Consider the following 13,514-nt stretch of genomic DNA (forward strand, 5'->3'; position numbering starts at 1 on the left):
GCAGCTGAGGTAAAATTAACTTAGCATACGCCCAGATATAAACCTAATTCAGCGCTTTTATTTCCAACTCACTCACACCGATTTCAAGGGTTTTAGTCACCTTAGGCTCCTCTGCCATGGGTTGGCCGGCCGCCCTATCACGATAGGTAATGGCGACTTTATATGGCGCCTCAAAGGGATACACAGGTTCGATACTCTCCACCTCGATGCGATCGCCAATAAATACACTGCCCAGGTGCTGCAAACGATTTTGTCCATAATCTAAGCTGAACAGACCGAGGTACCAAAACACACCCGAACCTTGGTTAGTCACTATATAAGGCGCAACGAAGGGCATGGTCTGCTGCTTAGGATCGTCCTGTAATGGCGCATCGCTTTGGGTATCAGGCTCTAATGCAGGATCAAAGTTAAGCGGCGTTATCCGCAGATAATCGAGAAATACCCGACCCTTTTCATCACCTTGTTGATAATCCCCCAAGGCAAATTCCGTTTGCTTGATTTTAATAAAGTGCGTCAATACCACGGGCAGTTGGCTATCGGGTAGCTTTACTTCAAAGGGATTCGCCGTATTTAAGCTGAAAAGTTTAAGCATCACTTCAGAGGCATTCGCCACCGGTTTTGCTTCACTTGGCACCACAGATTCGATGGCATCTTCGCTTGAGGATAATGCCGCCTCTTTAGCTTTAGCCTTAGCATCGGCCTGCGCCATGGCCTCATCGTATTGCAACACTTGGCCATCTTCCATGACCATGTAGATATCATCATTGGTCATGTTAAAACGATAAATGCCCGCAGCAAGAATACTGAGAACAAGGACAGTCGCCGCTATGGTTAATTTGACAAACATACTCATCCGCTCCCCCAATGCGCGCTTTACATGCGCTTTCCACATCACTCAATTTCACCTGAATGTCGGAGCAGTATTACAGATACTGAGTTAAAGCGGAGCGGGAAAAATGTAAAAATTAACACTTTTTAGCGATTTGTCAGGTTTAGTTCAGCTAATCTTGCTTCCGACATTCACAGGCATTGAATTTTTGCAACTTTGCCATCTTCAAGCTTGAAAAAGGCATCCTGCGGCATCTCTTGCGCCCACAGGTCGTGGTAATCCAGATTGGCATAAATCCCGCGGAACACGGCGCCTGACAGCGCATGGGATACGATGATCACTCGCTCTGGAACGGCGGGATCCTTCAGCCAATCTTGAATGCGTTCACTGATACTGGCAAACGACTCCGCATTCGGCGCATAGGTATACCAGTCGGCTAATTCATTTAACTCTGGCTGATTTTGCTTGATATCGGGAACGCGTACCTGCTCCCAATCACCCAGACCCAGCTCCTTTAAACGTTCATCTTTTTGTAAACGCTCAACGGGAAAGCCAATTTGTTGGCAGATGATTTCAGCGGTTTGTACCGCTCGCCCTAATGGACTCACATAAAATGCCCAGTCTTCTGCCTGTTGAACATACTCACTAAGCACGCTGCCAACGGTTTGCGCCTGTAATTGACCGAGTTCGGTAAGGGGTGAATTACAATGTCCCTGCAAGCGTAACTCTGCATTAAACTGCGTTTGTCCATGACGTAATAAATAAATCGTTTTTTTAATCAACTTAATAACCTAAAAATCATTTAAAGAGATGAATGTGTATTTTTACAATAAACTAACTTTGCCAATGCCTTAGGCAACGCTTTTACATTGATAATGGGAAATATCGTTATTGAGGATCAAATGGCATCCCTTGGCATCGGAATGTAAGATACTCAAACTGGCTGGACGAATCGTATTCCATTTAGTTTCAGAATTTTGTTCCGTTAAAAAATGGTTAATTAACAATTTCACCATTAAAGGCTCCATCACAATTAGCACGTTGCCTCGGTATAATGCGCCGATATTTTCGACAATCTCTAATAGGCGTTTTTCGACTATTTTCAATTGAGCATGGATGGAGGAGCAAAATCTGCGGGATTGCGCCATCATGGTATAAATGCACAGGGATAAATCAAAGCATTCACCATTAATTTCAAAGTCGGATTTAAAATCCGCTAGGGCTAACCGCTTGATCACAGAGAAAGCGCGCTTTCGGTCCCTGTTTAATATTTCAGCTGTCTCTATCGATAATGGTGAAGAGCAAGAATATACCATATCAAAACGAATCCCCCTTAAGGAATGTGCCAGCATATTCACATGCACCTCCCCAAGACTGGACAACATTGGTTGAGAAGCGACTGCTGGTTGGAATTCTTCTGTTGCGTCTCCCTGACTAATTAAATATAGATTGGCCAATTTAATCACCTCGACTGCGCCATTAAGTTGGAAAGTTAGCCGAGTGCGATTCACTCAACGCGCTCGGCTTTATTTAACGGGTTAAAAAACGTAGCGAACACCGACAGTAATAACCTTATCGTCGCCAATGTCTTGGGTTATGCCAGACATTTGATACTCGCCTTCATACATAGAAAAATGGGTATAAACGCGGGTCGATTTGGTCAGTTTCTTATCCGCGCCAAGGGTAAATTGACTGATATCCACGTCCGTTATTTGCTCATTTGGGCCAACGAGTTTAGAGAAATAGCCACCCAAACCCGAACTATCCTGACCGTACTCCGCTTTTAATGTCGCTCCCCATAGGTCATAGGTTGCGTTAATAAAATAGGAGTCACCTTCCATATTGGAAAATTTTAAACTTTCGGTATGTTGGAAAATCCCACCCAGCTTCATGTCACCCAGCTTAACTTGGGTCACAAAACGATAGGCATCGATATTGGCGATCCCTTTATTAATGGCGGCAGCAAAATAATAAGGGTTCTTTTTAAGGTCTTTATCACCCAGCGTGGTACTTAAGGCATACAACTCATTATCAGCCCCATAGTTATCCTGTAATAAATAAGTCGCGTTGATATCCATCAGGCCGAATAACTTAGGCGAGTAATACCAAACACCATCGGCACTACGCGTCTGACCAGAGACTAATTGATTAATATCCGCATTGGTCGTACCAAAAATATCGACTTTACCTTCGGCGGTTTTGAAAACCGTATCATTTCGACCGACAAGCAAGGTGCCGTAGGCCGTTTCTACGCCCAGATAAGTATTTCTCGCCGAGAATACTTTACTGGAGTCATTCGCCCGATTAGAGGTATTGTTTACGCCAAACTCCATCTTGTAGACGACATTAATGCCATCACTGATAGCTGATTTACCTTTAACCCCAATATTAGATGAGTTGTTTTCAAGATAAGTCCCGCTCTCGCCCACCTTAACGCCGCTGGTACCGCTATAAACGGTGGAACTTAATTCGGAATGGGTAACGGATAAATCCAGTCGGCCATACACAGAGGGTGACTCATCGGCCAACACGGGTAAGGCGGAAATGGCAAATACTGAAGCGGTTAAGATTACTTTTTTCATCGTGTTTCTCTTACGTAGTTTGATATTAATAATGAGAAAAAACGCTTTAAAAAGGTCATGACGATTAACCCCATGACCTGCTTAGGTTAATCAATCAACCACAGTGACTTTTTTCGCGCGCCATACCGAAGCGGCCAGCACAATGGAGAGTACTGAGGTGCCTAACCAGAAATATTGGGCACTACCAAAGTCATAATGCTTAACACCTGCGACTTCAGTTACCAGGATTAATTTAGAAGAAACAATCTCTTGCACAGAGGCTGCGAGGTAAGAGAACAGTCCGATAAAACCTTTTACAGCACCTACCGCGTTTTTAGGCATTAAGTCACAGGCCGTTAAACCCGCCAGGAACACCACCAGACCACCGATTGAGAAACCGATTAAACCAAGGCCAAAGGCATCCATCATGCGGCTCTCAGAACCCCAGAATAACAGGCTCATACCTATGATATTGGCAAGGCCGTATAAGAAGGTTGGAATATGGCGGTTAGCATTGAAAATTTTGTCAGAAATAAGTCCAGACAAAATAGCCCCGAAGAATCCTGCGATGGGGTATGAAGACATAGCCACACCCGCGTCGATCAGGGAATAGTTTTTCTCCGATTGTAAATACAACACGGCCCATGAACTCATGGCATAACGTGATGAATACATTGCCGCACACGCTAACGCGATAATCCATACCACAGGTTGTCTTAATACAAACAGTTGAGCTTTACGAATGGCTGCTGGATCATGGCCTTTTACTGATTCTGGTTCTTCGCCATATGCTGTTGCAGGATCGGGTAAACCATAAGTACGTGGACGGTCTTTTAACAGGATTAACATACAGGCCGCGGCGGCAAATGCAGCAATACCTGCACCAACAAAGCCAATTTTCCAACCAAAGAAACTGACTAATGAGGCGGTCAGGATCCAGCTAATGGCTTCACCAATGTTACGCGAGCCGCCCCAAACGGAGTAAACACTGCCCCGTTGTTTAGGTGAATACCATTGGAAGATAGAGACACATGAAGGCGCAGAGCCCACAGATTGGAACCAGCCGTTCATCCCCCACAGGATAACGAAGAATAAACCAGCGACACCCATCCCCATGGCCATACAGGTAATGGAAGAGAGCATGAGAGACACAGACATAAAGCGACCAATATTGGCATAGTCTGCTAAGAAGCCATTGGAAAACTTACCGATAGCATAGGTAAAGAAGAACGCCGAGCCCATTAGGCCCAACTCTTCAATGGTCACAACACCCGAGTCGAGCATAGGTTTTTTCACCACACTCAACGCCATACGCACTACATAAAACATGGCATAGCCGAACACTAAGCCAATAAAAACTTGCCATTGATATTTTTTATAAATCGAGCGAATTTTTTCGGGCGTTTCGTCCATAATTGGTCGGTCCGCACCGGTTTGGAAGAATTTTTTTATCATAGCTTGCTCCAACAGTTGGAAGTCTAGTTAGCCAAAAAATAACGATGCACATACCTAAAACCCATGTAACATCATTTTCACAGACACACTAATACCCAGTCAGACTTGCAACAAATTGGCAAAAACGAGTTAGTTTTGACACAAACTCGTCCCTAGAAAGCAAATTCCTATGTGTTAGTACAAAGCGGAATCGATAAAGATGACTTAAGCTATTTCAAACCCAAAAAAATCGAGTCAAATTTGACTCAACCACCGCAAAACAAAAATTAAAAATTTTAAAAAATATGCGTGTTGAGTCACCAATTAAGGTGTGAATGGCATGAGTGACATTAAAATGGATGAAAAAAATCCACTTCAGAAAATAAAAATTAACATCTCGATGTTCCTATTATGGCTATGTTTTAGCCTCTTCTTTGGCGCATTTTTCAATTCCGCCAAAGCGGCCGAACCTATCGTGGTGTTAACCACATTTTCTGAAGAACCTATGGGAGCATTATTCGAAGAATTCAAACAGTTAAATCCAGACATCCCTATTCAAGTGGTGTATCGCCGTACCGGCCCCGCCTTAAAGTGGGTGAAACAATCGTCGATCAATCCGGTTGATATGATTATTTCCTCTAGCCCTACCTTCTTTCATGATTTAGATAATGAGGGACTGATAGTCGCCCCTTCGGAGCGGTACGAGATGCCAGCCTGGTTAATGGTGCACGACCTTACAAAGAGCAATAAAACCATTGCATTAGGTTACTCAGGTATCACGATTATGTATAACCAGCGCTATCTGGAGAAAAACAACTTACCTATCCCCCATACCTGGAAAGATCTCGCTACTGCGCAATTCTCAGGGCATATCATGATGAGCACGCCCAACAATTCGGGCACGACGCATATGATGGTCGAAGGGGTTTTACAGCAGAAAGGTTGGGAACAAGGTTGGGCATTGTTGCGTGAAGTGGGCGGGAATTTGGCCTCTGTATCAGCCAGAAGCTTTGGCGTCAGCGAATCTATCTCTCGCGGCCTCGTGGGTGCTGGCGTCGTTATTGATAGTTATGCTATTGATGCTAAAAACAAATTTACCTTCACTGATTATAACTATTTACCCAACACCGTTATTTTACCGACCTATATTTCTGTCACTTCCCGTGGCAGAAATAAGACCAATGTCGAAAAACTCATTCAATATTTTCTCTCAAGCAACGGCCAAAAATTGATTAGCTCCGGCGCCATTGCCAAACATTCACTCACAGATGCCAGCCTTGCGCAAAATTCTCGCCCCGTGATTAATGAGCACATATTATTTAATCGAGCGACTATTATTAATGCCTTATTTGATCAAGTGATTACCTATCAATTACCTAAACTTCAGCTCGCTTGGAAACTGATCCATCAGGCAGAAGATGCAAACAACATCCAAGAAGATGAACGAAAGACAATCAATGAAGCACGAAAATTAGCCAGTTTAGTGCCTATTAGTGAAGCAGAATCCTTACAGTTACAGCATCAATTTATCCGGCAAACTAATGAATACAAACACTCGACTGAAATAGAACAAATAATGTACCAATGGCGTCAGGAAAGTGAATCCCAATTAGACCAAGCCATTAGTTTAATGAATAGCCTAGCTTCTAAATAACTATGAAAAAGAACTATTTTAAAATACCCACATCTTTAGGCGGAAAATTAATGCTCGCCTTTGCGAGCATGACATTTTTAAATCTTTTTATTGGTATTACCACAGTACTGATTTGGGAGGAGCTCAGTAATAAAATCAATCATATTGTCGAGCATAGTCTCCCTCCCCTTAATGGGGCTTATATTCTTGAGCGCTCCAGTGGCAACCTGCAAAGCATTATCTCTAACAGTTATAAAATTAAAGACGAGCTCGGCTATCAAAATTTTGAGAACGATTTAAAAGATGAAATTGAAACCATTAAGCAAGCCTATATCAGCAGTAATCCCGATCATCAATTGCTCGCAGAGCAACGGCAGGCACTCGAACACTTTTCGAACTTAATTGAGCAACAGGATTCATTGTTAAAGCAAAAAATTGCTTATAGTCAAGAGCTTGATAATCTTCAAAAACGTATCACTTGGTTGCATCAAGATCTCAATGATGAAATGACTCCTTTGATGCAGGAAGTCGAATGGCACGTCACCCGATTACTCTCGCACCCTGTCGATAATCTATCGCCAAATGCCCTGATGAATGAGTTCTTTATTCTGCAGGAATTATCGATCAAGGAGACTGAGCTATTTACCCTAGTGAATGAGATTATTGACCAGAGATACACGCGAGAACTAACCAGTGCCTTCTCATATCTGGATCAGAAAATCGCCGAAATTGAAACCTTAGTGGAGAAACTCACCAGCTTCCCTTCGACAATTAGCCATCGACAAATCATGAAGAATCTCATCACCCTGATTAGCTCTAATGGTGAATTGATTCGACTGCTCAAACTCGATACCCAAGCGCAGGCTGCTTTATCCCAGTTAGCCGACCCCTTAACCCAAGTGTTAACCCAATTTCACCTCAAGAACATTGCGACACTCGAACAATCGAGCCAAGCGTTTAATTCCCTCAATACCAATACCAAATCCATGATCATCAATGGCAAGTTGATTATTGTGCTCATTTCAATCATCTCGATTGTGATCAGTGTATTAGTGCTGACTGTACTTATCCGCCAAAGGGTATTAAAGCGCTTAAACACCCTAGAAATTGACCTGAAAAATGTGGCCGACGGCCATTTAGATTGGCCTATCACCACCCAAGGAAAAGATGAAATTGGCCACATGGGAGACTGTTTACGGCAGTTCTGTGTCGATATGCAGGCCATGGTCAAAAGCAATGCGCTCACCCTAATTAATAACGCCCAAGCCAGCTTGATCACCTGTCATCCCAATGGCGAAATCGAATCCGCTAACCCCCATGCATTGCAGTTATTGAGTCTGAGCACACTCGCACCGCACTTGACCCTATGGCAGGCCTTTCCCGCCGCTTGCCAACCGCAATTATTAGCGCAGTTCGCCGCCGACAGCGAGCTAAGCCGAACAGGCCAGAGTGAATGTATTCTCAATTTAGTGAAACATAACGCGCCGCAATACTTACATTTTCACCTGCAGGCTTTCGAACACGCTCGCCAAGCCAAGTATATGGTCACTATTACCGACATCACTAAGCAAGAACTCAACACCCGTGAACTCGAGCATATAGTGGCGGATAGAACCTTAAACCTCACAGTGAAAAACCAAGAGTTAACCGCAGAAATTGAGCAACGCAAACTGGCGGAAGCACATTTGCATCAGGCACAGGCGGACCTTATCCAAGCGGCCAAAATGGCGGCGGTCGGCCAAACCATGACCAGCCTTGCCCATGAGTTAAACCAGCCACTGTCGGCCGTCAGCACCTATTTGTACAGTTGCCGCTTGGCGCTTGAGACCAATCAACTCGAGTTACTCACTGAGATGCTCGGTAAAACCGAAAAGATGAACCTGAGGATGGCAAAAATTATTTCGGCTATCCGTAACTTTGCGCGCAAGTCCCCCACGCAGGTGGAGAGCGTCAGTATCGATATCAATCAACTGGTGAATAACGCGCTGGTGCTGGTCGAAACCCGTGCGCGAAACGAAAACATCATCATTCATAATGAGTTAACTAAAGAATATCTTATCCAAGTGGATGCGGTTCAAGTCGAGCAAGTGCTGCTCAACATCCTGATTAATGCCATGGACGCCACCGCAAGCCAGGCCGATAAACATATCTATGTGACTGTGCTTGAACAAAGCGCTGCCAAACTGACGCTGGCCATTTATGACAATGGGCCAGGATTTGCGCCAAGTATTTTGCCGCAAATTTTCACCCCCTTTACCACCACCAAGGCCGTTGGTCTAGGCTTAGGATTGAGCATCTGCCGCTCGATTCTCGAACGTTTTAACGCTGACATTTATCTGGCATCACACTTAGATGGCGGCGCTATGATTATTTTGGAGTTCCACAATGCCGATTGAAAATTCGACGCCCTTTACCGTGCTACTCGTCGATGATGATGAAGATGTACTCACTGCATACCGCCATTTATTACAGTTATCGGGCTACAGCGCTAAGGGCACCCACTCGCCGAGTAAGGCCCTTGCCCTGCTCAATGAAAATTGGAACGGAGTTGTCGTCTCAGATATTTATATGCCGGCGATGAATGGCATGGATTTGCTCAATGAAGTGAAAAAAATCGATCCCGAAATCCCAGTCATCATGATCACTGGTCATGGTGATATTCCTCTGGCCGTCGAGGCGGTTAAACGGGGGGCATTCGATTTTCTCGAAAAACCCCTCGACTCGGCACAATTTTTACAGCTGCTCAAGCGCGCACAACAGATCCGCCAAGGGATCATTGAACAACGGGAAGCGATTTCGAGCACCTTTAAGGAGCACCTCTTTGGCACCAGCGAGCAAATCAACCAGATCCGCCAGCAACTGAGTCAAATTGCCAGAATCGATAAAGATGTGATGATTGAGGGGCAAATCGGCACGGGCCGACACTTAGTCGCCTCAGTACTTCATAGCTTAAGTCAGCATAAAAACAACAGCTTAATCATCCATGATTGCAAAGAGTACCCCAGCTTAACCGAGTTAGAGGCCAGCATTGCTAAAGTCCAAAATGGCACCTTAGTGCTGCGTTCATTAACTCAACTGAGCCATGAGCATCAACGCTGGCTATGCACTCGTTTGCTGGATCAAGAAAGACTCAACACCAAAAGCCATAGAACCATTTGTATCTTCGATACTAATCCCGACGATGAAGTCAAAAGTGGTGCCCTGTTGCCCGAACTCTATTACTACTTCTCACAGGCTCGGATCCAATTGCCCACTTTGGCCGAACGTAAGAGCGATATTATTCCCCTGTTCCGCAACTTCCTGAGCCAAAGCTGTAAGCGCTTTGACATCCCTATCCCTAAAATTGACTTAAATTACATAGAGATCCTCAAGCGCCACCATTGGCCTGGTAACATTCGCGAGCTGCGAAACCTTGCCGAACTCTATGCGGTTGGCATTATCAAACTCCCCGGCGAAGAAACCCTTAAATTAGTGCAAGCCCCCGAGGCGCCGCTCGATGAACTCGTCGACGCCTATGAGAAGCAAGTGATTGAGAACATTCTGTATTTGTGTTCAGGCAGGGTAACAGATGCCGCTAATTACTTAGGGATCCCACGTAAGAAGCTGTACCTAAGAATGAAAAAACTGAACTTGGAGAAAGATAAGTTTAAGCCTAAGTCATAAATCGACTCCCTCGGCTTACTCATCGCTCAGATGAGTAAGCCGATTTGCGCTTTTCCATCCAGCTCCAACTCAGGCTATAATCCCCACTCTGGTGGATAGGCAAGTCCTTGCACAGCCCCACAGTGAATCGTTAACCCCTGTTGAATCCTTAAGGATCTGATTGCCTATGACCAATGCATCGACTAGCCCCTTTGCCGTGTTAAACCAAAGCACTGCAACCTCGTTTAATGAACAGAAAAACCTGATTAAACGGGTCTTTAAAGGCAAGCCTGTGCAATGTCCAAGCTGCAATCAAACCCTCAAGGTCGTCTTGCCGGAGACGGCTAAAGCCGACCAAGCCGCTGGTATTTTTTGCCCTAAGGGCTGTACCGATATCGAGCTAGATATGGAAGCCGTGGCAGGTATCTAAGCCTTCCTTCAGGATAAGCGTAATTGTCCTCGAAAATAATGGCGGTAATACCCCACGAGATTACTGCCTATAAACAGTAGCTCCATCAATACCGCCACGGGTGAGCCAACTAAGATATTGTGGCATAACCAAAAACTGGTGCCGACTATCATCAATAAGCGCAGATTTTTATCCGCCTGACAAAAGGCGGCGCGGGTTTGAAACAGCGTACCAATACAACTTACCACGCTCACAAGCCCGCTGTAAGTTAAGCCGCTCATCAGCACCGCCGCCCCGCTAAAAAACCACATAGCCTTTTTAGACGTTGTAAAAATGCTGGTGAGGTAACGCACACTGGCAATCCCCATTAGCCCTGCGGCCGTCCATTGTGCCAATAAGCAAAAATGGATGGAGATTAAGATGCCCGAGACGAATAAGCAGGCGACGATGCGCTCACGCGCCTTAAATTGAAACGAGATCAAATCGAAAACGATGGCGATTGCCACCAATAGTTGCGACAGGGTAAAAGCACTCAAGATAGGCTCCTTTAGGGTTCGATATCGGCCTATGAAATAAACCGATACATTCCGCTATGACTCAGACTGGTAGCCGAGGAGCATGCAGGGGATGACCTAAAAGCGCATTAACTTAAGTTAATTGGATAGCTGTTTATACTGAATCTTGCAAACGTCTACGGATCCGCGACAGGCTAATCGCAGTAATACCAATATAATTAGCCAGTTGGGCATGGGTTAACCGTTCAACCCAGAGGGGAAAATGCTCGAGTAAATGTAAGTAACGTTGCTCTGGTGTGTTGAGCAGCAAGAAGGCTTCTTTTTGTTCTTTATACAATAATTGCTGTTTGAGTAGCGCAAGTTGCACTCGCAGCATCGATGGCTCGTTTAGCACGGCAAGTGGCATTTGTATTAACCGACAAGCACTGACAGTTTCTAACTGATAGGGCGCAATATCCTGCTTTAACCAACTGCGATATAAGAAACAAAGCTCACCTTCGAAGTAAAACTCCTTGCATCGCTCACTGCCCTCTTGGGTATAGTGACAAGCGCGCACTATGCCATCCACCACAAAATAGGCAAAGGTTTGACGCTCGCCTTGGGGTAACAAGCACTCGCCAGTCTGAAATGAAAGCGCCCTTGCTTGACTGAGTAGCGGCGCTAAATGCTCAGGCTCTGCCCCTAAGGCGAGCAAATATTGCCAAAGGGGTTTAATTGCCTGCTCAGTAGTCGCCTGATGGGCCAATGCAGAGGGCGCCGTCATTGCATTACTGGCTTTGCCATTCACATTCGACCAAGGGCGCTTGGTGTAGCGCATCCTTCAGGCCTAAGGCCACCTTAAATACCCGATTCGGTGGAATGATGCCGACCCCTTTTGGGGTGCCTGTCATCACAATGTCGCCGTCTTCCAAGGTAGTAAAGCGTTGTAATTCTTCTAGAATAGTCTGCGGGTTATAGATCATTAACTCAATATGGCCCGCTTGGGTTAACGCCCCATCGATCGTCAAGCTGAATTCAAATGCCGCACAGGCATCCTCGATAGCGACAAAGGGACTAAAGAGCGCCGCGCCATCGAAGGCTTTGGCTTTTTCCCAGGGTAATCCCTTGGCTTTCAGTTTGCTTTGCAGCTCTCGCTTAGTGAGATCTAGCCCTACCCCAACATGGCTAAAACGCCCCTGCTGATAGATAAAGCACAGCTCAGTTTCATAGTGCAGCGCTTCGCCTAAATGCTCAGCATGCAGCACTGTGCTAATCGCCGAGTTGGGTTTGAAAAACACCACCATGTCTTCGGGAATGTCATTACCCAGCTCGTGGATATGGTCGACATAATTACGCCCAATACAAAGAATTTTACTCGGGCAAATCTGTTTATCACCGACGTTAACAGTCTTCATTTGACTCCTCATTGCGCGATTGGCTGTAAAGCTAAGGCACAGTTAATATCAGGCGTATTCCATTAAAAATTCATCGAGTTGTTCGTTGGCGATTTCAATTTCATCCCCCTCGAACTGCGCAATATGGAACATGCCCTCACCTTCGTTGGTCACAGGTATATTGCTGATCCCTATGATGATGCCATCGGTTGGGGCGCGAATGGCTACGCTATCGCCCCCATGCGGACTCACAATATGGGCGATGATATACCCCTTATTGACCCGCTGCCCGAGTTTAAGCTTCATATTCACTAAACCATCGGACTCACTGCGAACCCAATAACTGCGTATTGCGCTGACACTGGCGACCTTGTTACTGACTCGCCCCTTGAGCATACCAAGGCTTCGCATCACATTGAGTACGCCCTTAAGACCCGACTTAATCGCCAGTTCACTAAAGCGCAGCGCCTCGCCCGCCTCATACAAAATACAGGGAATGCCCTGTTGGTTCGCATAGCCACGCATCGACACGCTGCGCGCCTTGGAGTGCATGATAAGTGGCGCGCCGAAGGCATTGGCCATGGCTAACATGGTTGCATCGCCGGTGTCGCAGCGGATCTGCGGCAAGTTATCCCTATGAATAGCGCCCGTATGTAAATCAATCACATGGGTTGCATGCACCAGTAATTGGGTGGCAAAAAGGTTGGCTAAACGGCTCGCCAGCGCACCTTTGCTCGAGCCGGGGAAACAACGATTAAGATCGCGTCTATCGGGGAGATAACGGGATTGTTGAATAAAACCAAACACATTGACTATGGGCACCACAATCAGGGTGCCGGCCAAATTCTTAGGATTGACGCGCCCAAGCAAGCGCCGACAGATCTCAATGCCATTGAGCTCATCGCCATGGATGGCAGCGCAGACTAACAGTGTCGGACCAGGTTTGAGGCCATGGAACACTTCAACATGAATATCGAGTTGGGTATCGGTATAGAGCTTAGCGGCGGGAAGTTTTATCCCCATTTGCGTGCCCGCAATGACTCGCTTGCCTTCAATTTCAAACGCTTCGCGCTTTTTTACCATAGTCACTCCCTGATGCTATCCCTAAGACGCCATAC

Annotated in this window: 13 protein-coding genes; 4 read left to right on the forward strand and 9 right to left on the reverse strand. The window is 45.7% G+C overall.

Features of this window, described 5'->3' with window-relative positions; translation table 11 throughout:
- Positions 1-43 precede the first annotated feature (43 nt).
- From SHEWMR4_RS14070 to SHEWMR4_RS14090, 5 genes are all read right to left on the reverse strand, one after another.
- Positions 44-853, reverse strand: a complete 810-nt coding sequence (locus SHEWMR4_RS14070) for a hypothetical protein (RefSeq protein WP_041408821.1) — start codon at positions 851-853, stop codon at positions 44-46.
- Between the two features lie 167 nt (positions 854-1,020).
- Complete coding sequence (locus SHEWMR4_RS14075; RefSeq protein ID WP_011623430.1) at positions 1,021-1,611, reverse strand: histidine phosphatase family protein; 591 nt, start codon at positions 1,609-1,611, stop codon at positions 1,021-1,023.
- 69 nt (positions 1,612-1,680) lie between these two features.
- Entirely contained in the window at positions 1,681-2,286 is a 606-nt protein-coding gene (locus tag SHEWMR4_RS14080) for a histidine phosphatase family protein (RefSeq protein WP_227499204.1), read from the reverse strand.
- Between the two features lie 81 nt (positions 2,287-2,367).
- The gene (locus SHEWMR4_RS14085) at positions 2,368-3,411 is read right to left on the reverse strand and encodes a porin (protein WP_011623432.1); all 1,044 of its coding nucleotides are present in this window, start codon (positions 3,409-3,411) and stop codon (positions 2,368-2,370) included.
- Between the two features lie 90 nt (positions 3,412-3,501).
- Entirely contained in the window at positions 3,502-4,845 is a 1,344-nt protein-coding gene (locus SHEWMR4_RS14090; protein ID WP_011623433.1) for an MFS transporter, read from the reverse strand.
- Positions 4,846-5,164: 319 nt separating this feature from the next.
- Here SHEWMR4_RS14090 and SHEWMR4_RS14095 point away from each other — a divergent pair, with 319 nt between their 5' ends.
- The 4 genes from SHEWMR4_RS14095 (at position 5,165) to SHEWMR4_RS14110 (ending at position 10,529) form a co-directional block, all read left to right on the forward strand.
- A complete protein-coding gene (locus SHEWMR4_RS14095) occupies positions 5,165-6,478 on the forward strand; it encodes an ABC transporter substrate-binding protein (RefSeq protein WP_011623434.1) in 1,314 nt (437 codons plus the stop codon).
- 50 nt (positions 6,479-6,528) lie between these two features.
- The gene (locus SHEWMR4_RS14100; protein ID WP_227499205.1) at positions 6,529-8,853 is read left to right on the forward strand and encodes an ATP-binding protein; all 2,325 of its coding nucleotides are present in this window, start codon (positions 6,529-6,531) and stop codon (positions 8,851-8,853) included.
- A complete protein-coding gene (locus SHEWMR4_RS14105; protein ID WP_011623436.1) occupies positions 8,843-10,120 on the forward strand; it encodes a sigma-54-dependent transcriptional regulator in 1,278 nt (425 codons plus the stop codon). Before SHEWMR4_RS14100 ends, SHEWMR4_RS14105 begins: the two co-directional genes overlap by 11 nt.
- A 166-nt stretch (positions 10,121-10,286) precedes the next feature.
- Complete coding sequence (locus tag SHEWMR4_RS14110) at positions 10,287-10,529, forward strand: hypothetical protein (RefSeq protein ID WP_011623437.1); 243 nt, start codon at positions 10,287-10,289, stop codon at positions 10,527-10,529.
- Positions 10,530-10,537: 8 nt separating this feature from the next.
- Here SHEWMR4_RS14110 and SHEWMR4_RS14115 read toward each other — a convergent pair whose 3' ends face one another.
- From SHEWMR4_RS14115 to SHEWMR4_RS14130, 4 genes are all read right to left on the reverse strand, one after another.
- Positions 10,538-11,044: a YgjV family protein gene (locus SHEWMR4_RS14115; RefSeq protein ID WP_011623438.1), complete on the reverse strand. Its 507-nt coding sequence runs from the start codon at positions 11,042-11,044 to the stop codon at positions 10,538-10,540.
- A gap of 133 nt (positions 11,045-11,177) precedes the next feature.
- The gene (locus tag SHEWMR4_RS14120) at positions 11,178-11,786 is read right to left on the reverse strand and encodes a Crp/Fnr family transcriptional regulator (RefSeq protein WP_011623439.1); all 609 of its coding nucleotides are present in this window, start codon (positions 11,784-11,786) and stop codon (positions 11,178-11,180) included.
- A gap of 4 nt (positions 11,787-11,790) precedes the next feature.
- Entirely contained in the window at positions 11,791-12,417 is a 627-nt protein-coding gene (locus tag SHEWMR4_RS14125) for a fumarylacetoacetate hydrolase family protein (RefSeq protein ID WP_011623440.1), read from the reverse strand.
- 48 nt (positions 12,418-12,465) lie between these two features.
- Positions 12,466-13,479 (reverse strand): succinylglutamate desuccinylase/aspartoacylase family protein, encoded by a 1,014-nt coding sequence (locus SHEWMR4_RS14130; RefSeq protein WP_011623441.1) that lies wholly within the window; start codon positions 13,477-13,479, stop codon positions 12,466-12,468.
- Between the last annotated feature and the right edge of the window lie 35 nt (positions 13,480-13,514).

This window comes from Shewanella sp. MR-4 (assembly GCF_000014685.1).
GTDB lineage: Bacteria > Pseudomonadota > Gammaproteobacteria > Enterobacterales > Shewanellaceae > Shewanella.